Annotated in this window: 18 protein-coding genes; 10 read left to right on the top strand and 8 right to left on the bottom strand. The window is 53.9% G+C overall.

Annotated features, from left to right (window positions below; genetic code table 11):
• Positions 1-74: 74 nt before the first annotated feature.
• The 6 genes from MWR57_RS08105 to MWR57_RS08080 form a co-directional block, all read right to left on the bottom strand.
• Complete coding sequence (locus MWR57_RS08105; RefSeq protein WP_423124298.1) at positions 75-680, bottom strand: hypothetical protein; 606 nt, start codon at positions 678-680, stop codon at positions 75-77.
• A gap of 89 nt (positions 681-769) precedes the next feature.
• Positions 770-2,125, bottom strand: coding sequence for a hypothetical protein (locus MWR57_RS08100; protein WP_423124297.1), 1,356 nt, complete (start codon positions 2,123-2,125; stop codon positions 770-772).
• Between the two features lie 111 nt (positions 2,126-2,236).
• Positions 2,237-2,971 (bottom strand): SLATT domain-containing protein, encoded by a 735-nt coding sequence (locus tag MWR57_RS08095; RefSeq protein WP_423124296.1) that lies wholly within the window; start codon positions 2,969-2,971, stop codon positions 2,237-2,239.
• Between the two features lie 212 nt (positions 2,972-3,183).
• The gene (locus MWR57_RS08090) at positions 3,184-3,717 is read right to left on the bottom strand and encodes a hypothetical protein (RefSeq protein ID WP_423124295.1); all 534 of its coding nucleotides are present in this window, start codon (positions 3,715-3,717) and stop codon (positions 3,184-3,186) included.
• A gap of 88 nt (positions 3,718-3,805) precedes the next feature.
• On the bottom strand, positions 3,806-4,723 hold the full coding sequence (locus MWR57_RS08085) for a hypothetical protein (protein WP_423124294.1): 918 nt from the start codon (positions 4,721-4,723) through the stop codon (positions 3,806-3,808).
• Positions 4,724-5,028: 305 nt separating this feature from the next.
• Entirely contained in the window at positions 5,029-5,199 is a 171-nt protein-coding gene (locus MWR57_RS08080) for a hypothetical protein (protein ID WP_423124367.1), read from the bottom strand.
• On the opposite strand from MWR57_RS08080, the gene MWR57_RS08075 reads away from it, so the two are divergent.
• Together MWR57_RS08075 and speA are read left to right on the top strand one after the other, a co-directional pair.
• Complete coding sequence (locus MWR57_RS08075) at positions 5,169-6,305, top strand: integron integrase (protein WP_423124366.1); 1,137 nt, start codon at positions 5,169-5,171, stop codon at positions 6,303-6,305. The genes MWR57_RS08080 and MWR57_RS08075 overlap by 31 nt on opposite strands.
• Positions 6,306-6,566: 261 nt before the next feature.
• Entirely contained in the window at positions 6,567-8,510 is a 1,944-nt protein-coding gene (speA, locus tag MWR57_RS08070) for a biosynthetic arginine decarboxylase (protein ID WP_423124293.1), read from the top strand.
• Positions 8,511-8,641: 131 nt separating this feature from the next.
• Here the strand turns inward: speA and MWR57_RS08065 are convergent, their stop codons facing one another.
• On the bottom strand, positions 8,642-9,061 hold the full coding sequence (locus MWR57_RS08065; protein ID WP_423124292.1) for a hypothetical protein: 420 nt from the start codon (positions 9,059-9,061) through the stop codon (positions 8,642-8,644).
• A 195-nt stretch (positions 9,062-9,256) separates the two neighbouring features.
• Between MWR57_RS08065 and MWR57_RS08060 the strand changes: the two genes are divergently transcribed.
• From MWR57_RS08060 to epmA, 8 genes are all read left to right on the top strand, one after another.
• Entirely contained in the window at positions 9,257-9,877 is a 621-nt protein-coding gene (locus MWR57_RS08060; protein WP_423124291.1) for an NAD(P)/FAD-dependent oxidoreductase, read from the top strand.
• A 379-nt stretch (positions 9,878-10,256) separates the two neighbouring features.
• Positions 10,257-11,003 (top strand): sulfite exporter TauE/SafE family protein, encoded by a 747-nt coding sequence (locus tag MWR57_RS08055; protein WP_423124290.1) that lies wholly within the window; start codon positions 10,257-10,259, stop codon positions 11,001-11,003.
• Between the two features lie 37 nt (positions 11,004-11,040).
• Positions 11,041-12,522: a carboxypeptidase M32 gene (locus MWR57_RS08050; protein WP_423124289.1), complete on the top strand. Its 1,482-nt coding sequence runs from the start codon at positions 11,041-11,043 to the stop codon at positions 12,520-12,522.
• Between the two features lie 593 nt (positions 12,523-13,115).
• Complete coding sequence (locus MWR57_RS08045; protein WP_423124288.1) at positions 13,116-15,131, top strand: LysM peptidoglycan-binding domain-containing protein; 2,016 nt, start codon at positions 13,116-13,118, stop codon at positions 15,129-15,131.
• A gap of 20 nt (positions 15,132-15,151) precedes the next feature.
• Positions 15,152-17,797: an aminopeptidase N gene (gene pepN / locus MWR57_RS08040; protein ID WP_423124287.1), complete on the top strand. Its 2,646-nt coding sequence runs from the start codon at positions 15,152-15,154 to the stop codon at positions 17,795-17,797.
• A 32-nt stretch (positions 17,798-17,829) separates the two neighbouring features.
• Entirely contained in the window at positions 17,830-18,195 is a 366-nt protein-coding gene (locus MWR57_RS08035) for a molybdenum cofactor biosynthesis protein MoaE (RefSeq protein WP_423124286.1), read from the top strand.
• 90 nt (positions 18,196-18,285) lie between these two features.
• On the top strand, positions 18,286-18,849 hold the full coding sequence (gene efp / locus MWR57_RS08030) for an elongation factor P (protein ID WP_423124285.1): 564 nt from the start codon (positions 18,286-18,288) through the stop codon (positions 18,847-18,849).
• A 192-nt stretch (positions 18,850-19,041) separates the two neighbouring features.
• Positions 19,042-19,950 carry an EF-P lysine aminoacylase EpmA gene (gene epmA, locus MWR57_RS08025; protein ID WP_423124284.1) on the top strand — a complete coding sequence of 303 codons (909 nt, stop codon included), beginning with the start codon at positions 19,042-19,044 and terminating at the stop codon, positions 19,948-19,950.
• A gap of 495 nt (positions 19,951-20,445) precedes the next feature.
• On the opposite strand, the gene MWR57_RS08020 is transcribed toward epmA, so the two are convergent.
• On the bottom strand, positions 20,446-21,258 hold the full coding sequence (locus tag MWR57_RS08020) for a uracil-DNA glycosylase (protein WP_423124283.1): 813 nt from the start codon (positions 21,256-21,258) through the stop codon (positions 20,446-20,448).
• Positions 21,259-21,375 lie beyond the last annotated feature (117 nt).

The following is a 21,375-nucleotide window of genomic DNA, read 5'->3' as shown; positions in this document are numbered from 1 at the left end:
GCGCCACTGAACTGCTAGATTCAAAACCAGCAGTTCCACGCGGTCGGCTGGAATTTTTTGTTGGCTGACTTGCATTAATTTACGATGGAGAAGGGTAAATGATTACGCACAAATCCACCGATTGTGGCTATACCTCTGCCGTATCCAAATTTACGAATGAGATTGCGTTCCAGTTCTACCATAAGGTTGTATTGGTCAATAAAGTCTTCTTTGATCTCAATCTCTCCGTGGTAATCGGCCAAGTCTCCATGGTTAATGTACCTGTAGTATTCTTGGGCTAGCCTGATGAATTTTGTCACGTTCACATCGGAGGAGATAGACTTTCTGATGTTATCGACTTGTCTTCCTGTGTAACTTTTTGTGGAATCAGGGAGGAAAATAATGTTTTCAGCTTCAAACATCTTCGGCGTGATGTCGATGAGTTCCCCTTCTGGAGACTCCCAGACGCAATGAAACTCGGCCTCAATCAAAACAGACTTCCAGACATGAATGCTCCATCCAATATGCTGTTTTCCGCCGTATGTGGAAACATGCTCTGGAACGAGAGTGAAACATTCATTAGCTGGCTTTCCCATGAGTGGCCGAAGTGGGACAAGGATTGGAGTCTCAGGTGAAATATTTTTGCAAAAATTCACCACAAAAGGAGCAATCTGGTTATTTCGTTTTTTTTGTTTCTTCATGCCGTGTTAACGCCGATTATAACCAGACCGCGCCACTGAGCTTGACGCGTAGCGCCGGCAACGTCCCCGCGGTCTGGTTAATAATTTTGTTATGCTATCTTTTGGTTATAGTTCCGACCTCTGCCAGTAGCTGATTGAGATTGTTCCCTATCAATTATTGCAAACATTGCAGCACGGCCACCTTTCTGATTTGCCTCTAGGACTTTCTGCAGTAATGGCAAAGCCTGCATTCCAGTTCCGATCCAACCCACGCGCGCTAATTGAATGAACTCAGTATTATTTAGATAGCGAGGACAGTTGTGATAACCGACTGACAAACCACCTTTAGGTCCACGGGATTCAGGCAGTGCCAGATATTCTGTCAAATGACTTTCACACATTGTGATCCCGGGTACAAGGCTATCATCGCGAGCCTCAGGACGGAATTGCTCGCAAAACTTGAAGTAAAAAGGGTTGTCGTTTAGACGATAACTCCAAAGCGTAGGAGATGGAGGCGTGGATGATGCAACTGCAGATTTAAAACTGGCCATGGCTTTGAGTTGTTGGTTGAGATTAGAAGTTGGGTTAATTTGATAAACCCAACCTTTACTACCTTTCTGCATCCTCTTGTACTGCAAGAGCAAAAAGTTATCGAAGCAGGTATTATAAATAATTAAATCTATACCAAGGACAGTCTCGATATCGGTTTGATCAACAACGTGAATACGAACAGATCTGTCAGCGCCGTTTGAAAAAACGGCAGAATGATAAGGTTGTTCTCCAAGCAATGATTTAAAAAGCCTAGCGTCATGCTCAAGTAAGCTACGCTCTTGAATTGGCAAGGTGTCTAACAGATCAAGTATTGAATTTGCTTCATCTGCTTTTTCAATGTTCATTCCCTTGAGAACTGATGAACGATCAAGCTGTGCAATATCAAGGGTTAAACCAAGGCCATCACGTTGTTCATTCAATCTCGCTACGCGGTCAGACTGGCCGAGTAAACGAAGCTCTGTCTCACGATAAAGAATAAGCTGGTCAATTAATTCTTTATATTCAGGACGGAGTTTGCGTATTTTGGTGAGCAAAAACTCCCAAGCTTTAAAGTCCGTGCGTTTTAGTCTTTCGGGAGTTGATACAACCGAATTTAATTCCTTCCAATTCAACTCGTGTTCAGAAATTTGAGTATCAAAGACAATCGTCTTTGACATTCGCATTTTCAGTTTGCCAGAACCGCCACTTCCATGCATTCGCTCCATTAACGCCATTGCAGAAATTGATAGAGGCTCAGTTTCTAGTACGAGGAAAACTAATTCTCTACGTTCAAACTCCCAATCTATGGCAGAAAATGACTCAGTTATTTCGTTATCAGGATATAAACGTTCTGCAAGCCATTGTGTGCGTTCTGGCTCAAATGTCAGGACAAATCCAGAATATTGATTTTTTATTTTGCTATTCTTTTTGGGCATGGATTTGACCGTGGTTTTTGTTCAATAATGTTTCGAAATTAAAGCATAACGCCTAAAGGTAGTGCTTTTGTTATGCAATTATTAGTTTGATACATGTTGCTACACCATGAATTACTTGCAACCATTTAGAAACCCCACCAACAAGCTAGATACACCTAGCATGTCAGTAATAAAAACTAGCTCAACGAATAACAATATTATTGATGTTAAATAATTGAAAATATTCACTAATGTATATTCAATCCAAAGATTTAACCTTTTAAAACCAGTAATAGAATATTCATCTTTCATATTTAACAATGAAAGCCTGTAGTCATTTCTAATGTGATTTTCAACTTCTGTTGTTATGTCTGAATATCTTTGCTGAAGTGTTTTAAGATATTCTCCAGAGATCGCTCCACCACATGTTTCCTTTTCTCTGCGAATTTCTCTAATTATTTCTTTTAGTTTATTTCCACATTCATTTAGTTTCTCACTACGCAAATCGTAGCGAGCCGTGCCAATTATTACTGAGTACACAAGAACTGAAACTGCTAGAAATATTTGCATTGCATTCAAGACCCCAATAGGAAATGCTATCTTAACTCCAGCATTTTGCATAAGAGGTATAAATATAAGCCCTAAAGAAAGTATTGTTGTGGTGAAAAAGGCAAATTTTGCTCGATGTTTAAGCCTAACAGAAGCGTTGTATCTGCTTGTTGCAGTTGTTTTCATACTTAATATCAAATTGTCTGTTTCGGTTTCAGCTGGCGTTTCCATAGGTTTCAGGGAAAACAGCCAAACGAAAAAAACATTAATGACATTGTCCTTTTTTAAGCATTTAATTGGATGATCTGACGATGTCATTATTCAACCTCATTCTTGTGTGCTTTAGAAAATATCGATGCATAACGCAAAGCTAAGACGCGCGCTTCGCTTTGGGCTGTTGATTTCGAGTTGTATTAAGTTGGCCGAAGCCGATAAAACTGGCGTGCCCGCGCGTCGTGCTTGAGCGAATTGTTATGTGTATTTTTGGTTTAATATTTTACTTTGTAACAAGTTCTAGTTTTAACTATTAATTATTTTTTTAGTCCAATTTCTGCCGTAAATAATTTTTGTGATACTTCAAGCTGAGCTACAAACCATTTAAATAATATAGATTTTTGTTGGGAAATTGATGTTCGTTCTTCTCCAACTTCTATTCCTTTACTTCCATCAGAAGGATATAATTCTTCTTGAAGACTGCTTAAATCGATACCTTTTTGGTAAAGATCTTCAATATGTGTGATAATTTTAGAATTAAATAAAAATGCTGCTTCAGATGCCTCTGAGTAGAATATGTGGCATTCAGTATAGGTAGGATGACCATTTGCTGTAATCTGAGAGATAAATTTGTTTACAGACTTATAAATTTTTATCCTATTTTCATATGTTTCATGCTTTAACCTTTGTTCATTAACTTTATACTGTTGGTAAGCAATATAAACCATAATTAAAGCAATGGTAGGTGTTAATAAAGCAGAAAATAAGTCAATCAATGATGTAGTACTTTCTGGTAAAGATTTTATCGCTATATTAAAGAGTTGTTCAGGTTGGTTTTTCATTTTATTCACACATAACGCCAAGGGTAACCAGCGGCGGCCACTGAACCAGGACGCGAATAGTGCAACGCTGCTCTTCGCCGTCTGGTTGACCCGCTTGTTATGTGCCTTCTTTATTTGAAATATTTAGAGTGTCAGCGGAATCATTGACAACCCCGGCTTCTATTGCTAACTGGCGTAAAGCTTCATGTGCGCAAGGCAGCGAATTTATATATGCCTGTCTATCTTCGTCTGTTTTGCAATGTGCTACTGTTTCGCTTTCGTCGTCACTCAGCGTGATAGTTTTCTTAAACTCTTTGCCGCTAGCGTCATGAGTTAATGACAAGTTAATTTCGTAGGCTGGCTTGTATATGTTGAACTTTACTTGAGACCCTGTGAGATCGATTGGTTCAATAGTTTCGGTTTGATAGTTGAACCTCTGTAGGCGCATTGATTGATGAAAACGATGGCCTTTTACGATTTCAAAATCCAGACGGTTTTCTTCCCATTCTTTCCTGGTTCTCGGATGTTTATTACTGTCATTGGGGAAAATGCGAAGAGAAGGGAGAATGCCTAACGAATAAAGAAAATTTTCCCAGTAATTCATTACGACCGTAAGGATTTCAAACAGATCACGTTCCGAGCCGTCTGAAAGTTTTGCAATCACAGTTTTTTCAGCAAAACGATATGGACCTTTCTCGTCCAAGTATTCTGTTAATACGATTCGCTCATCAATTTGAGTAGCGTCGGCTAACAGTGGAGTGCCGTGAGGTGTGTTACGAGAGATAGACTTATGTTTTGCAGCGTTAACAATGTCACCCAAGAGCCCATATTCAGGGCATAGCTTTTCCGTGGCCGCTCGAGTTGGTTGATTGGGCCTGGGGAGGTGCTCGCGTAGATGGAATAGTGCTGACGCGGCTATTATTGCATTACGAATATCTCTGCTACGTCCTGCGGTGCCAGAACGTTTGATGTCGCGGTAGTCCATATACGTCGAGACAACATTTTCATGGTAGTAGGTGGTTAAGTCATCAAACATTTTTGTTCTCACCGAAGGCTAATATACATAACAAGTTATTCAGCAGATCTTTATATCATCCTGCCCAGCGAGGGCGGCTACCTACTATCCTGAAACAGCGGTTTAGCCACAGATTTTGAATCAGTCAGCCTATCCGATTAATTTAGTAAGATAATTTATGGAAAATGTCTTGACAAGCCATTTTCCGATACTGTATCGCTTTTCTGTATATCATTCCAATTGCGATGGATAAACAGTTTCTGGAGATCACCCCATGCTCCCAGTTCCTGCCGATTTGCAAGCGCGTTTTGAGAAGCTGCTGCCAGTCAATGGTGTCCCGGAAAAAGCACGGGAATTTTACCTGAGGTGGCTGCAATTTTACCTGGATTATTGCCGGAAATATGACATTCCTTCCGACCAACCCGAGAGCCAGCCCCTATTTCTTCAGAAACTACAGGAAAAGAAATTGCCTCCATGGCAACAAGAACAGGCTTCACATGCCGTTTCCTTGTATTTTGACCTGAGTCCCGCGTTACCGGGGTCTGTTCCTGCTTCCGTTTCGACTAGTGCGGTTCGGGGGCCGGCACCCGCCACAAATTCCACCCCGCCCCAGGTTTCCGAACCGGCGGCATCGACCGGGGCTTCCTGGAGGGAGGAATTTACCAGCCTTACCCAGGAAATTAAAATCCGGCACTATTCCCCCAAAACACTCGACACTTACAAGCTCTGGCTGCGTAAATTCCAGGCCTTTGTGCGCAGCAAACCGCCGGAATTGCTCACCGCCACCGACGTCAAGGAATTCCTGACCTGGCTGGCGGTCAAGCGGCAGGTGGCGGCTTCCACCCAGAACCAAGCCTTCAACGCCTTGCTCTTCTTCTTCCGCCACGTATTGCACCGGGAATTCGGCAAGGTGGAGGGGGTGGTCAGGGCGAAACGGCGGCCCTATATCCCGGTGGTGCTGAACAGGGAAGAAATCGAAGCCGTTCTGGCCCGTCTTGAGCCGCCGTATAATCTGGTGGTGAAGCTGCTTTACGGCTGCGGCCTGCGCTTGTTCGAATGCCTCAACCTGCGGGTGCAATCCCTGAATTTTGATGCCGGGATTATTACCGTGCATGACGGCAAGGGGCAAAAAGATCGGACGGTGCCGCTTCCCAAGGCAATTCTTCCGGCGATGCGCGTCCAGATTGATGCCCTGAAAATCCTGCACCAACGCGACCTGACGCGTAAATATGCCGGGGTTTTTTTGATGAATGCTCTTGATGAAAAATACCCCAATGCGGCCAGAGAGTTTGTCTGGCAATGGATTTTCCCGGCCAAGGATCTGACCAGGGTGCCGGAAACCGGGGAATACCGCCGGTATCATCTGCATGAAACCCAAGTCCAGAAGGCGATAAGAAAAGCGGTGGCCGAGGCGCAGCTTTGCAAGCGGGCTACGGCCCATACCTTCCGCCATAGCTTTGCCAGCCACCTGCTCGGAGCCAATTATGATATTCGGACGATTCAGGAACTGCTGGGGCATAGTGATCTCAAAACTACGATGATTTACACGCACACCGTAAAAAGCAGCACCATCAAGGAGGCCCGCAGTCCGCTAGATTTTTGAGCCTCTTGCAAAAGTATCCTTTTGTCATTCATGAGGGGTTGCCGGGAATCAAGATCCTTGTGGTGTACCCCGGAGCTGCACGGTGATCAGGCAAAAACCTGTTGAGTTTCTGCGATAATTGTGTATTTTGTCCCTCTTGATTTCGGCAACAAGCCGTTGTCTGGAAAGTGAAACATGTGGGATGCAATGATCGGCAGCAGCGAAGTGGCGTAAGGAGCCGTTAACACTGTTACGGCTCCAATTCCCCGAGGAGGATATCAGATGCAGCAGACAGCGGAAGTAAAGGCCTGGAGTATCGACAGGGCCCGGGAGCTGTATGGTATTGCCCGTTGGGGATTGCGTTATTTTGATATCAATGGCCGCGGCCAGGTGACCGTTGCGCCGCTCAAGGAGCAGGGCGGCTCCGTGGCCATCGTCGACGTGATCAAGGAGGCGGTGGAGCAGGGCTTGCATTTTCCCATGCTCATCCGCTTTCACGACCTGCTGCGCAACCGGGTGGAGCGGATCAACAAGGCTTTCATCGACGCCATTGTCGAGCTGGAATACAAATCCATCTACCGCGGCGTTTATCCCATCAAGGTCAACCAGTTGCGCGAGGTGGTCGAGGAGATCATCGACGCGGGCAAGCCTTTCCATCACGGCCTTGAGGTCGGTTCCAAGCCGGAACTCTACGCGGCCCTGGCCTTCCATGAAGACCGGGAAAGCCTGATCATCTGCAACGGCTATAAGGATGCCGTTTATATCAAGACCGCGCTCCTGGGCCGCAAGCTGGGCAAGAAGATCATCCTGGTGGTGGAAAAGGTCGAGGAAGTCACCAATATCATCCGCTATGCCAAGGAGTTGAAGGTGACGCCGATGATCGGCCTCAGGGTCCGGTTGATGAGCGGCGGCAAGGGCAAGTGGGAAAAATCCACCGGCGAGGATGCCAAGTTCGGCCTGAGTACCCAGGAGATTCTCCAGGTTTCCGACCTGCTCAAGGAAGCCGACCTGGCCGACTGCCTCAAGCTCGTGCATTTTCACAGCGGCTCCCAGATCCCGGACATCCTCACCATCAAGAAGGCGGTGCGGGAAGGGGCCATGTTCTATGCCAAGCTCCGGCAGATCGGCCATGCCCTGGAGTATATCGACGTGGGCGGCGGTTTAGGGGTGGACTACGACGGCAGCCGCACCACCTTCCATTCCTCCATCAACTATTCCCTGAACGAATACGCCCGGGACATCGTCTACAACATCATGGATGTCTGCGATTCCCAGGGGGTCGAACACCCGGTGATTATCAGCGAGTCGGGGCGGGCCGTGGTGGCGCATCATTCCGTGCTGGTGGTGGAAACCTTCGGCGACATCAAGAAGATGGAACACGCCAAGGAACCCGCCAAGCCGGAGGTCAGCCACAAACTGGCAGAAGAGGCCTGGTACAACTACACCCACGTCAACCCCAGCAATCCGCTGGAGGCGTACCACGACGCCCTGCACAACAAGGAGGAGACCCAGGTCCATTTCGAGCTGGGCCTCATCGGCCTTGAGGTCAAGGCCGAGGTGGAGAAGCTTTTCTGGCTCACCGGCGCCAGGGTGCTGGAGCATTTCAAGGATGCTGAATACAAGCCCGACGATATTGTCGAGCTGGAAAGCAAGTTTTCCGACCAGTATCTCTGCAACTTCAGCGTGTTTCAATCCCTGCTCGACCATTGGGGCTACGGGCAGCTCTTCCCGATCATGCCCCTGCACCGGCTGAACGAGGAGCCCCAGCGGCGCGGGACCCTGGCCGACATCACCTGCGATTCCGACGGTAAGGTCTCCAAATTCATCAATCTCTACGAGGAAGGGGTGGACACCCTGCCGCTCCATGATCTCAACGGCAAGCCCTATTATCTCGGGGTATTCTTGACCGGCGCCTACCAGGACATCATGGGCGACCTGCACAACCTCTTCGGCCGGGTGAACGAGGCTCATGTCTTTTTGGATGAGGATGAGGACTCCGGGTATTACATCGAGGAGACCATCGAGGGCACCACCATGGAAAAGGTGCTGGCCCTGGTTCAGTACACCGGCACCGATCTGAAGCGGAAGATGAAGAGTCAGGTGGACAGCGCCATCAAGGAAGACAGGCTGCGGCCCAATGAGGCCATGCGGCTTTTGGGCGAGTATGAGAAAGGCTTGAAGGGATATACCTACCTGGATCTCAAGAAGGTCAGGAAGAAGGGGTAAGGATGAAGGTGAAAGGTTAAAGGTTAAAGGCGAAAGGATACGGGACAGAACGTGGGGATCAGGAGTAAGGGCGGTTTTTGGCTTTTATGTCTTTAACCTTTAACCTTTCCCCTTGAGCCTTTAACCTGTTCTTAGTCCTTGGGGCGAAGAACCTTCAGCACGGATTCAACGACCTGGTAGATCTCAAGGTCGTCGCCATAGACGTCCTGCACCTTGTCGTTTTCCACCAGATCCTCGCAGATGTATTGGGTCACATAGAGGCTGAGGAAGTTGGGGTCCACCACCAACTGCCGCAGCGGGGCGATCTTGTACAGCATGTCGAACTCTTCCATGTTGGAGAGCTTTTCAAACAACTCGTTGAAGATCTTCCGGATCGCAGTCTCGTCGGTGATCTCAAGGATCTTTTTGTCCAGCAGCCGCTGCACCATCTTGGTGGCCAGTTCATCGGCGTTCTTGTAGAGCATCTGCATCATATAGCGCCGCTCGCGTTCGCGCTTGCGGTCGATCGCTCCACCTGCCGTGTCGTTGTGAGGTCTGCTGTGGCTGCCCATTTCTCTATTCTCCCGCGCCTGTCCCGATATAGTATTGAATGAATTGTAGTTAAATAACGGAAATTTCCATAAAGGGAAAGGGGAAAGATAAGAGAATTCTTGCATTCGGGCAAAAATGTTTTATGAAACAGCGGGGATATGATTGTTCTTTTTCAGCGCCGGCCGCTGATTTCTACAGTAACATTGAGGTGAGAGATGACACAGACCACTGCGGCAACACGTTTGACCATTTTGCTGCCCGCGGGCCGTTTGCCCCTGCCGCTCATGGCCAAGGCCCATGCGCTGGCCGAAAAATACCAGTTGGAAATCTATCTGAGCACCCTGCAAAATCTGCGGCTCATGGGCATCCGGGAAGAGGATCTCCCGGTGATCCGCGGGGAGCTGGCCGCATTGGGCGCTCAGTTCAAGGGGCCGGGCAGGTTTCCGATTCCCCGGGTCTGCATCGGGGTTCGCGATTGCTCCATGGGCATCGGCGACCCGGAGCGCATCTCCGCCCTGATCCTTGCAAGATTCAAGGATCGGGAGAAAACCAAGCAGAAGTTCAAGATCGCCATCTCCGGGTGCACCTTGGGGTGTCCGGGGGTACTGACCACGGATATCGGCATCATGGCAACGCGCAAGGGGTTTGATCTCTATGTGGGCGGCAAGGGCGGCCCCAACCCCAAGGTCGGGCGCAGGGTTCTCCGGGATCTGGACGAACAGGGGGTGGTGGCTGCGGTGGCGGAGCTGGTGGATTTTCACGATGCCCATACCGAGACCAAGCAGCGGATGGTAAAGCTTATCGATCATCCGGAGTTTCCCTATAAGCTGAGTTGAGCAGCTTGCCTGCTCAAACGAAACTTATGCCCGAAGGGTGAAAAGAGGCGGTGTAGATTCGGCTCCGGACGTTTATGGAAAAGTGAAGGGGCCTTTTTCTGTTCCCCTTTTTCTTCTTTTGCTTGCCCAAAAGAAGAAACAAGAAAAAGGCACCCAGCCACTTGTCCCGCCGCAGGCGGGATGCCCTGCGCTCCTCGATGCTGCCGGGGCTTTGCAAACTCGGCTAACGCCTCAAACAGTGCAAAGCCCTTTTCGGCAGCCTCTCCGGTGCTCGGCTGCGTGACAATGGGATCTTGAGTGCATAAGGGCAAAGGCCAGGACTGAGATGGCGGATTGCTTAGAAATCTTTACGCGGCCACAAAAGGGGTGCTGACCCGGCATGATTGATATTTCGATGGTGCAGCCCGAAATCCTTTTTGCCGCAGGCGTGCTGTTTTTCGCCTATTTCATCCGTGGCATCGCCGGCTTCGGTTCGGCGTTGATCTCCGTGCCGTTGCTGGCTCTTTTTTTCCCTGTGTCCCAGGTGGTGCCCCTGATCGGGTTGCTGGACTGGCTGGCCTCGGTCAGCCAGGGGCTGCCCAACCGGCGGCTCATCCGCTGGTCCGATCTGCTGCCGCTTTTGCCCTTCACCGTGCTGGGCGTTGCCACCGGCCTCTACCTGCATACCGTTTTGGCGCCAACCAGTCTGCTGCTCGCCCTCTCCATCTTTATCCTGCTCTATGCGGTCTATGCCCTGCTGCCGTTTCCGCCCCTGCACGGAGAACGCTGGCTGGCTGGGCCAGCCGGTTTGCTGGGGGGCATGGTGGGGGCGCTTTTCGGCACCGGGGGGCCGTTTTATGTGATCTATCTGACCCTGCGGCAGCTCGATAAAACAGAATTTCGCACCACCATCGCCACGGTATTCGTGATCGACGGGCTGTGCCGCATCGTGGGGTTCTCCCTGAGCGGTTTTTATACCCTGCGGACCCTGGCGCTCTGCGCGGGAATTGTGCCCCTCGGCGCTCTGGCCCTCTGGCTTGGCGGCAAGGTGCATCTGCGGATCAGCCATGCCGCCTTTGTCCGGTTGGTGAGCATGATTTTGCTGGGCAGCGGGATTGCCCTGCTGCTGAAGGCGTTGAAAGGTTAGCCGGGATTCCGGCGGCCAACACAGAGAGAGTTGCTTAATGAACACCCTCGTACAGTTGAAAAAATATTCCGCCGAACTGGTTGACCTGCACCACCTCCTGGCCCTCCTGCAGTGGGACCAGGAGGTGCGCATGCCCCGCCGGGCAGCGGAAGGGCGGGCCGGACAGTTTGCCACCCTGAGCGCTTTGGTGCATCGACGGGAGGTTTCCCCGGAGCTTGGCGTTCTGCTGGCTGAGGCCGAGGCGCGCAAAGAAGCGCTTTCCGTGGAGGACCGCGCCCTGCTGCGGGTCATGCGGCGGAGCTACAACCAGAACACCAAACTGCCCGAGGAATTTGTCGCCGAGTTTTCCCGCCTTACCTCCCAGGCCCAGATGGCCTGGCTTGAAGCGCGGGAGCAATCCGATTTCGCCATTTTTCAACCCCTGCTGGAACGGCTGGTGGCCATGGTCCGGCAACAGGCCGAATACCTGGGCTATGCGGCCCATCCCTATGACGCGCTGCTCGATCTGTACGAGGAAGGGCTCACCACCGCCCGGGTGGAAGGGATGTTCGGTGAGCTGCAAGCGCCCTTGGTCGCCATGGTCAAAAAATTCGCCGGCCGTCTCACCCCCTTGGTTTTCACCGAGCCTTTTTCCCTCTCCGGTCAGGAGCATTTTGCCGAGCACCTTCTGGTGGCCATGGGCTTTGATTTTTCCCGGGGCTGCCTGGCCCGTTCACCCCATCCCTTCACCACCACCCTGGGACACCATGACCGGCGCATCACCAACCGGTATGCCCCCAAGAGCCTGGACTTCATCTTCGGCGCCTTGCACGAGGGCGGGCACGCCCTGTACGAGCAGGGCATTGACGAGGGTCTGGCCCACAGCCAGCTTGATGACGGGGTTTCCCTAGGCATCCACGAGTCGCAGTCCCGTTTCTGGGAGAATGTCGTGGGCCGCGGGCTGCCGTTTTGGCAGCGATTTTTTCCGGAGCTGCAACAGGCGTTTCCGGCCCAGTTTGCCCATCTTGGGCTCGATGATTTTGTCCGGGGCATAAACGCGGTGATTCCGGGGTTGATCCGGGTGGATGCCGACGAGTTGACCTACAACCTCCATGTCCTGATCCGGTTCGAGATTGAAAAAGAGCTGATCGAGGGGAGCCTGGAGGTTGCCTCGTTGCCCCGGGTCTGGCGGGACAAATACCGGCAATACCTCGGGGTGGAGGTCGAATCCGACGCCGACGGGGTCTTGCAGGACATCCATTGGGCCCACGGCAGCTTCGGCTATTTCCCCACCTACACCATCGGCAATCTGGCCGCAGCCCAGATCTGGGAGGCCTATAAACGGCATGACCCCGGTTTCAGCCGGACCCTGGCTGAGGGAGACCTGGCAAAGGTCAGGGAGTGGCTGGTCCGGGAGATCCACAGCCACGGCAGCGTGTACCTGCCCGAGGAGCTGCTGATGCGGGTAACGGGCGCGCCGCTCTCCGCGCGGCCTTTTCTTGCCTATCTGGAGGAGAAGTTCAGCGCGCTTGCCGGTTGATTCGTGGAGTTGAGTTAAACGGCTGTCTGTTTCGGATGAAATTAATTTGTTCATTTCTTTGCTTGCCCAAAGAAACGAACCAAAGAAAGGGCACCCGTGTCACTGGTCCCGCCGTAGGCGGGATTCCCGGAGTTTATGCCCCGTATGGGGTACTCCTCGATGCTGCCGGGGCTTTGCAAACTCGGCTGCGCCTCAAACAGTGCAAAGCCCTTTTTCGGCAGCCTCTCCGGTGCTCGGCTACGTGCCAATGGGATTTTCCCTCTCTCCCCCCCATTTGTCCTGCCGCGCCTCGCAGACGGGGGCGGAAAAAGACGCTAAAACTGTCTGAGGGCGAAGCCCGAGTTTTTTAGCGTCCCGCTCCCGTCGAGAAGTAAGGGAAGCCCGCAGGGCCAGGACTGGCTGGGGTGCCTTTTTCTTGTTTCTTCTTTTGGGCACGCAAAAGAAGAAAAAGAGACCCGTGGAAAGGTTCTTTCCCATTGCCTGGAATTCCCGGCTGAACCTGATTTTAGCGGCAAATCCCGGCAGGAGCGAGTATACTGGGCTCCTTATCCGTTGTGAATACCGAGTCAATAAAGAAAATCATGAGAGCTGTTATGGCATATCTTCGTTTGTTGGTGGCGACGGCGCTGTTTTTCTGCGTGACCGCCACGGGTGTTTTTCCAGTCCGGGCTGCCCAGGACCCTTTTCCCCTGTATGACTGCATCACGCCCAATGTCGCGTTCTGGCGCGATATCTACGGCAAATATCCCTCTTCGCAAGGGGTGCTCCACGACAAGCGGGACTTGCGCATTATCTACGAGGTGTTGGATATTGAGGGAATCTGGGAAAACGGGGCCCGGGAACGGGACCGGCAGAGGATAGAACGGGCAAAAGCGAGGTATCTGGAAATATTCAAATCCCTCGCCGCTGGCGCGCCCCCACAGACCAGGGAGGAAAAACGGGTGGCCGCGCTGTTCGGGGCAAGGGCCACACCCGAGGATTTCCGGCTGGCCCAGGAGAATATCCGTTTCCAGTCCGGCCAAAAGGATAATTTCCGGAAAGGTCTGATCCGCTCCGGCGCCTATCTGGAGGAGATCAAGGAGATCATGGCGAGCTACGGGGTGCCCGAGGATTTGGCCTATCTGCCCCATGTGGAATCATCCTTCAACTACAAGGCGTACAGCAAGTTCGGCGCGGCCGGGATCTGGCAGTTCACCGAATCCTCCGGCAAGCAGTTCAAGCTGGATGTGGACTATGCCATTGACGAGCGGCGCGATCCGCTCAAGGCCACGCATGCCGCGGCACGAATGCTGCGGCATAATTACGAGAAGCTCGGCACCTGGCCTTTGGCGGTGACCGCCTATAATCACGGAATCAACGGCATGATGCGGGCCAAGGCGGCCAAGGGGGATTATGAACGGATCTTCCAGGAGCATGAAAGCGAGTTGTTCAAATTTGCCTCGCGGAATTTCTACTCGGAATTTCTCGCCGCCAGGGAGGTAGCCAAGAACTATCCGGCCTTTTTCGGCCCGCTTCCCATCGAGCCGCCGGTCAACAGCAAGGGTGTGGTTCTGCCCAACTATGCCCTGGTGGACGATCTGGTCAAGCATCTCAAGGTTGATCTGGAAACCTTCAAGGCTTTGAATCCTGCCCTGCGTGAGCCGGTATACAAGGGCCAGAAACTGATTCCCAAGGGCTACGAGGTGCGGGTGCCGCAACAGGGCAAGATCGTGCGGCTGGCGGACAATATCCCCCCGCAGATTCTCAAGGAGGATCAGGCGCAAACCACCATGTATCAGGTGCGCCAGGGAGACACCGCCTTTTCCATCGCCCGGCAGCATGGCGTTACGGTGACCGATCTCCTGCGGGGGAATGGGCTTGATGACCAGGCGGTGCTCTGTCCCGGCCAGAACCTGCGGATTCCAGGGCCGGATGAACGGGGCCGCGTGCGGCTGGTTGCCACGGAAAGGAAAAAAGGGGAGATCCAGCACCTGATCGGCCTGACCCCGAAGACGGCTGTGCAGCCCGGCGCCGAGTTTGGGCCCGTGGCCAAGGCGGAGGGCGTGCCGGTTGCGGCGTTGGGGGCTCCGCCGCTCAAGGCGGCATCGGAGCCGGAGGGGGTTGCGGCCCAAACCCCGGCCAAAGGGGCGCAGTGTCCGCCCCTCAATCCGGCCAAGGTTCTGGGCAATCTCGGGGTGGAGGTGGTCAAGAAGCAGGGCAAGACCCATGGCATTATCCGGGTGGAGGCCGAGGAAACCTTGGGGCATTATGCGCGCTGGCTCGGGGTTCGGGCCTGGGATCTGCGGCGGTTGAACAACTTGCGCTACGAACAGTCCCTCACCGCGAATCAGAAGATCAAGATCCCCCTTGCCAAGGGAAGCAAGGCGCGGTTTGAGGCGCAGCGCTATGAGTTTCACAAGGAAATTGTCGAGGATTTCTTTGCCGCCTACCGGCTGCTGGAAGGTACCCGCACCTATCGGGTGACACAGGGGGATACCATCTGGTCGCTGTGTGAGAACGAATTTGAGCTGCCCTTCTGGTTGATAAAAAAATACAATGAATCCGTTAACTTCGCCCAGTTGAAGCCGGGGATGCGCTTGGTGGTGCCCCGCGTTGAACCGATTCGCTGACCTCCCCTTTGGACTGATTCATGGCTGCCCAACCCAAAACCATTCTGCTCAAGGATTACCGCCCGTCCGCCTACTTGATCGAAGAGGTGGCGCTTACCGTGGACCTGTTCGAGGACCGGGCCCGGGTCTGTTCCCGTCTGGTCTGTTGCCGGAATATCCAGGCCGCAGCGGACTCTCCCCTTGTGCTTCAGGGGAGGAAGCTGGTGCTCAAGGGGATCGTTTTGGATGGTCTCGCCCTCGGTCCGGAGCAGTACCTGCTCGACGATGAAACCCTCACCATCCCTGCGGTGCCGGAGCGGTTCGTGCTTGAGATCGAAACCGAGCTCTATCCCCAAAACAACACCTCCCTTGACGGGTTGTACCGCTCCAGCTCCAATTTTTGCACCCAGTGCGAGGCAGAGGGGTTCCGCAAGATCACCTATTTTCTCGACCGGCCCGATGTGCTGGCCCGTTACGAGGTCACCATCAGCGCGGAGCAAGAGCGCTACCCGGTGCTGCTGGCCAACGGCAATCGGGTCGAGGCAGGGGAGCTGCCCCAAGGCCGCCATTACGCACGCTGGCAGGATCCGTACCCCAAGCCGTCGTACCTGTTCGCCATGGTTGCCGGTAACCTGGTCAAGATCGCTGACACCTTTGTCACCCGCTCCGGCCGCCCGGTGGCCCTGGAAATCTATGTGCAATCGCACAACCGCGATAAATGCGCGCATGCCATGGATTCGCTCAAAAAGGCCATGGCCTGGGACGAGGAAACCTTTGGCCTGGAGTACGATCTCGACCAGTACATGATCGTGGCGGTGGACGATTTCAACATGGGCGCCATGGAAAACAAGGGGCTCAATGTTTTTAACTCCAAGTACGTGCTGGCCCGGCCAGATACCGCCACGGACGGTGACTACGAGGGGATCGAGGCGGTCATCGCCCACGAGTATTTCCACAATTGGACCGGCAACCGGGTCACCTGTAGGGATTGGTTTCAATTGAGCCTCAAGGAAGGGCTCACCGTGTTCCGCGACCAGCAGTTCACCGGAGACCAGATTTCCCCTGCGGTCAAGCGCATTCACGATGTCCGGCTTTTGCGCAACGTGCAGTTTCCCGAGGATAACGGACCCATGGCCCATCCGGTGCGGCCCGATTCCTTCATGGAGATCAACAATTTCTACACCGTCACCATCTATGAGAAAGGGGCGGAGATCATCCGCATGCTCCACACCTTGCTGGGGCAAGAGCTGTTCCGGCAGGGGCTGGCCCTCTATCTCACGCGGCATGACGGCCACGCTGCCACCACCGATGATTTTGTCCAGGCCATGGGTGAGGTCTCGGGCCGCGATCTTGCCCAGTTCAAGCGGTGGTACACCCAGGCCGGCACCCCGCAGCTCAAAGTGCAGGGCGAGTATGATTTCCAGGCCCGCACCTATACCCTGCGTTTGGAACAAAGCACTCCACCCACTGCTGGCCAGCCGGAAAAAGAGCCGCTCCATATCCCGGTGGCTCTTGGTTTGCTTGATGGCCAAGGCAGGGAGATGGAACTGACCTGCCCGGAGCGGCAGGGAGAAGCGGCGCGCGGGCTGTTCGAGCTGCGCAACCCCCAGGAGACCATCCGGTTCAATGGGGTGGGGGAGAAGCCGCGCCTTTCGATCTTACGCAATTTTTCCGCGCCGCTCAAGGTTGCCTACGATTGTGACGAGGAAGAGCTGCTCTTTCTCTTCCGTTATGACCGGGACCCCTTCAACCGCTGGGAGGCTGGGCAGTGTCTGGCCAGCCGTTTGCTTCTGGGGCTGGTGGAGGATTTTCGGCACAATCGCCCCCTGGTTTTGGACCAACGGTTTGTCGAGGCCTGCGGCCGGTTGCTTGGGGAAGAAGCCATGGGGGATAAGGCGTTCCTCGCCCTTTTGCTCACCCTGCCCTCGGAGGAGTACCTGGCCGAGCAGATGGAGGTGGTGGCTGTCGAGGCAATCCACGCCTCCCGCCTCTTTGCCCGGCAGACTCTGTCCCGTTCTCTGCGTCCGCTGTGGGAGCAAGTCTATCAGGCCAACCGGGCCACCGGCCCATACCGTTACGAACCAGCGCTGGCAGGGCAAAGGGCGTTGCGCAATCTCTGCCTTACCTATCTCGTGACCCTGGAGGACGAGGCGGCAGTCCAGCTCGCCCTTGCCCAGTTCGCCAAGTCGGACAACATGACCGACCAGATGGCCGCCTTTGCCGCCCTGGCCCATTCCGCCCGCCCGGAACGCCACCAAGTCATCGCTGATTTTTACCAGCAATGGCAGGGTGATCCCCTGGTGCTGGACAAGTGGCTTGCGGTGCAGGCCACGGCCCCGCTGCCGGAAACCCTGGCGGAGGTCCAGGCGCTCATGGACCATCCGGCCTTTCAGTTGAAGAACCCCAACAAGGTGCGCGCCCTGATTGGCTCTTTTGCCGCGGGCAATCCGCTCTGTTTTCACGAGATGTCGGGCAAGGGGTATAGCTTTTTGGCCGAGCAGATCCTCGTCCTCGATCCGCTCAACCCGCAGATCGCCGCCCGTCTGGCTGCCCGCCTCGGGCGGGGAGCACGCTATGATGCAACCCGGCGCACCCTGATGCGGGGTCAGCTTGAACGGATTGTTGCCAACAAGTCGTTGTCCCGGGATGTGTATGAGGTGGTGAGCAAGAGTTTGGGGAAAGTTTGATTTTTTAGACCAACAAACACAGAGGTGACCATATGGATATTTCAAAAACGATTGCCGAGATGAAGAAAAACCCTGCCTTTGCCGAGAACGTGGGCATGGTCCTGGTGCACAACGGCGTGGTCCGGGCCTGGTCGCGCAAGACCCGCGAAGAGGTCACCGCCCTTGAGGTCACCCCGGATCAGAAGAAGGTCGAGGCGATCCGCCAGGAATTCTTGAAAAAGCCGGGGATCTTCGACATCGTGATCGAGGCCAAGAGTGGCAGATTCCAGCCCGGCGACGATCTGCTGTTCATCATCGTGGCCGGCGATATCCGGGAGAATGTGAAACCGGTGTTGGGCGAGCTCTTGGACCGCATTAAGGCAGAGGCCATCGGTAAAAGGGAAGTGATGTCGGCCTGAACTTCACCCTTGCAAAAATGCGGGAATCCGGTTAGTAAGGTGCCGCACACTGTTTTTTTTTGACTTGACTGCCACAGGGAGAAAACGAGTATGTATTCCGCTTCTGATTTTCGCAAAGGCTTAAAGGTTCAGATCGACGGCGAACCGTATATCATGACGGATTTTTCATTTTCCAAACCCGGCAAGGGCCAGGCCCTGTACCGCGCCCGGTTGCGGAATATGATCACCGGCAACGCCTTTGAAAAAACCTTTCGCTCCAACGACAAGCTGGAAAAGGCCGCCCTTGAGGAGCGGACCATGCAGTACCTCTACTGCCAGGGAGAGGAATATACCTTCATGGATAACGTCTCCTTCGAGCAACTGGAGATATCCAAGGCGCAACTGGGCGATGCCATCAATTTTCTCACCGACAACATGGATGTGGAGGTGCTGCAGTACAACGGCCGCCCCATCGGCGTTACCCTGCCCAACTTCGTCAACCTCAAGGTCACCCAGTCCGACCCGTGGGTCAAGGGCGATACCAGCGGCAGCGACTCCAAGCCCGTAACCCTGGAAACCGGGTATGTGGTCCAGGTGCCGCCCTTTATCGAGGAAGGCGACAAGCTGCAGATCGACACCCGCACCGGGGTGTATGTGACCAGAGTAAAAGAATAGCTGTAAACGTCCAGCAGCACCGCATCTGCTTTGTCATCGGCCTGCTCATGTGCAATAGCACACTTCGCAGACCTCTTCCGCGCATCTGCGGCACTGCTGAACGTTTACAGGTCATAGATGAATTCATATTTTTCGTTCCTGGTGAATTATTATGAATAATCAAGGGGTGGATACCTTGATCCCGCATCGACAATGACTATGATTCCTCTCCACGGCCTGCATTCGCGGGCCGTTCTCATTCAAGCCCTGCGCGCCTTTTTCATCGACCGAGGCTACCTCGAGGTCGAAACCCCCATCCGTATCCCTGCCCCAGCCCCGGAAGCCCATATTGTGCCCCTGACCAGCGAGGAATGGTTTCTGCAAACCTCGCCGGAGCTCTGCATGAAGCGGCTGCTGGCCGCAGGCATTCCCAAAATCTTTCAGCTCTGCAAATGCTTTCGCAAAGGCGAGCGCGGCGATCGCCACCTGCCCGAGTTCACCATGCTGGAGTGGTATGCAGCCGAAAGCGACTATCGTGACCTGATGACGGATTGCGAGGCGTTGCTGCGGTATCTGGCTGCGGCCATGGGCAAGGATGGGGGGTTGGAATGGCAGGGGCGCAGGATCGAACTTGGACCGGAGTGGGAGCGAATCACCGTGGCCGAGGCCTTCCAGCGCTACGCGCCCTGCACGGTGGAGGAGGCGTTGCGTAAGGACACATTCGACGAGATGCTGGTGGAGTATGTGGAGCCGCATCTGGGCATGGCCACCCCCACCTTTCTCTGCGACTACCCGGCCACGCTGGGGGCGTTGGCCCGGCTCTCTCCAAACGATTCAGCAGTGGCCGAGCGCTTCGAGCTCTACGTGGCCGGGTTGGAGTTGGCCAACGGCTTTTCCGAGCTGGTTGATCCGGTGGAACAGCGGGCCAGATTCCTGGCAGAGCAAAAAAGTATTCGGATGCAGGGCCGCGACTGCGGCCCGCTGCCGGAGGTGTTTCTTGATGCTCTTGAAACCATGCCCCCTGCTGCGGGCATTGCCTTGGGGGTGGACCGGCTGGTCATGCTCTTTGCCGGAGCAAACAATATCGATCAGGTGGTGGCTTTTACGCCGGAGGGGTTGTAGGGGGATGTTCTTGGCGTTGTGAGTATGGTAACGTTCTCTGGCCGGCAGGGGCGTCTGATTCGGTTTTATTGAGTCCGTGCTTCCAATAGTTTGGAGCCCGACGGAGGTGCATGACCGCCACGCGGCAGCGCCGGAGGTTGACGCGTTGTCATGCTGCTCGTCTATCTGAAAAGAAAATAGTAGATGACATAAAACCAACTTAAAAATCCGTGGAAGATTGCCCACAGGATGGAATGGTTTGCATCCCAAGAAAGGGCTACCGCAATGACTACGCCCAAACCAAATCCGGCCCCGCCGCTGCCATATCTGCTCATAGGTAGACCTCTGGTTGATTGCTCTTTTTCCCGAAGAATCGGTCAGTTCTGACCTGAGCCGAACATTGATCTTGTCCTGCTTCTGTCTTTGTTCCGGTCTACTGCGGCGTGTATCTCCTGTCAAGGGCGGAGAAGGAGAATCCTGACGCGTTTTCCCTGCGAAACTCTATGGCGGCAACGGCTAGGCGGTTTGGAGTTTTTTCTGTATCATCTGTAAATCCAGCCAGGTAGCCTTTTTCATCTCCGGATTTTTCAGCAGAAATTCCGGCGAGAAGGTGGGGATCAGCGGAATGCCCTGAAAATCGTGGAACCTGCCGCGCAATTGGCTCAGGGGTTTGCTGGTGTGGAGCAGCTTTTGGGCGGCAAGGGGTCCCATGGCGCAGATGATCGTGGGGGCGACGAGCATGATTTCCTTGAGCAGGAAGGGCAGGCAGGCGTCCACCGCCTCCTTGCCCGGCGGCTCCTCCGCATGGCATCGGGTGAGCAGGCTCAAGTGGACCGCATTTCGGCTCAGGCCGATGGCCCCCAGCATCTTGTCGAGGAGCTGGCCCGGTTCTCCGCTCATGGGCAGGCCGGAACAATCGTCCTCTACAGAGGGCGCATCGGTGATGATCAGGAGCTTGACTCGAGTCGTGCCCTCACCGGTGATTGCCTTGCTTCGGCCCTGGTGTCGCGGACAGCGTTGGCAGCCTTGCATCTCGGCATAGAGCTCGGTCAGGGTGGTGTTTGGCATGGTTGCGGCCGTGCTCTGGCGCTGGGCGGATAGGGTGCGGATCGTCTCCGGCCTGGAAGCGGCTTTGGCCTGCGGCCGGGCCGGTGGTGTCGGCGGCTGCGGCCCGGCAAGAAATTGCGCAAGTTCTGGGGTGCGGGGGTAGCCCTCGATGCCGATTGCCTGCTGGAAGGCGACAAGCTGCCGGACATCCTGGAGAAACTCCAGGGCGGCCTGGGCTGGGATCGTTGGGGTTGTGGTGTAGTTTTCGTCGGGCGTTGTCATGGGTGGTCCTTGATTTTTGCCCATTATAGCCCGGAGCAGGGGGAAGGCCAAAAGAAAAGATGGATCTGCTTGTCACGCATCTCCGCAGTTGGGAATACGCTTTGTTTATCTGTTCTT

It is taken from the genome of Hydrosulfovibrio ferrireducens (assembly GCF_046883345.1).
In the GTDB taxonomy this organism is placed as follows: domain Bacteria; phylum Desulfobacterota; class Desulfobulbia; order Desulfobulbales; family Desulfurivibrionaceae; genus Thiovibrio; species Thiovibrio ferrireducens.
The sequence above is the reverse complement of the archived record's forward strand: the minus strand, read 5'-3'. Positions and strand labels throughout refer to the sequence as shown.

What these genes read in the sequence shown, in the direction of transcription:
- MWR57_RS08105 (WP_423124298.1), bottom strand. Translation starts at nt 680, where the DNA reads ATGAAGAAACAAAAAAAACGAAATAACCAGATTGCTCCTTTTGTGGTG.
- MWR57_RS08100 (WP_423124297.1), bottom strand. Translation starts at nt 2,125, where the DNA reads ATGCCCAAAAAGAATAGCAAAATAAAAAATCAATATTCTGGATTTGTC.
- MWR57_RS08095 (WP_423124296.1), bottom strand. Translation starts at nt 2,971, where the DNA reads ATGACATCGTCAGATCATCCAATTAAATGCTTAAAAAAGGACAATGTC.
- MWR57_RS08085 (WP_423124294.1), bottom strand. Translation starts at nt 4,723, where the DNA reads ATGTTTGATGACTTAACCACCTACTACCATGAAAATGTTGTCTCGACG.
- speA (WP_423124293.1), top strand. Translation starts at nt 6,567, where the DNA reads ATGCAGCAGACAGCGGAAGTAAAGGCCTGGAGTATCGACAGGGCCCGG.
- MWR57_RS08065 (WP_423124292.1), bottom strand. Translation starts at nt 9,061, where the DNA reads ATGGGCAGCCACAGCAGACCTCACAACGACACGGCAGGTGGAGCGATC.
- MWR57_RS08060 (WP_423124291.1), top strand. Translation starts at nt 9,257, where the DNA reads ATGACACAGACCACTGCGGCAACACGTTTGACCATTTTGCTGCCCGCG.
- MWR57_RS08055 (WP_423124290.1), top strand. Translation starts at nt 10,257, where the DNA reads ATGATTGATATTTCGATGGTGCAGCCCGAAATCCTTTTTGCCGCAGGC.
- MWR57_RS08050 (WP_423124289.1), top strand. Translation starts at nt 11,041, where the DNA reads ATGAACACCCTCGTACAGTTGAAAAAATATTCCGCCGAACTGGTTGAC.
- MWR57_RS08045 (WP_423124288.1), top strand. Translation starts at nt 13,116, where the DNA reads ATGGCATATCTTCGTTTGTTGGTGGCGACGGCGCTGTTTTTCTGCGTG.
- pepN (WP_423124287.1), top strand. Translation starts at nt 15,152, where the DNA reads ATGGCTGCCCAACCCAAAACCATTCTGCTCAAGGATTACCGCCCGTCC.
- MWR57_RS08035 (WP_423124286.1), top strand. Translation starts at nt 17,830, where the DNA reads ATGGATATTTCAAAAACGATTGCCGAGATGAAGAAAAACCCTGCCTTT.
- efp (WP_423124285.1), top strand. Translation starts at nt 18,286, where the DNA reads ATGTATTCCGCTTCTGATTTTCGCAAAGGCTTAAAGGTTCAGATCGAC.
- epmA (WP_423124284.1), top strand. Translation starts at nt 19,042, where the DNA reads ATGACTATGATTCCTCTCCACGGCCTGCATTCGCGGGCCGTTCTCATT.
- MWR57_RS08020 (WP_423124283.1), bottom strand. Translation starts at nt 21,258, where the DNA reads ATGACAACGCCCGACGAAAACTACACCACAACCCCAACGATCCCAGCC.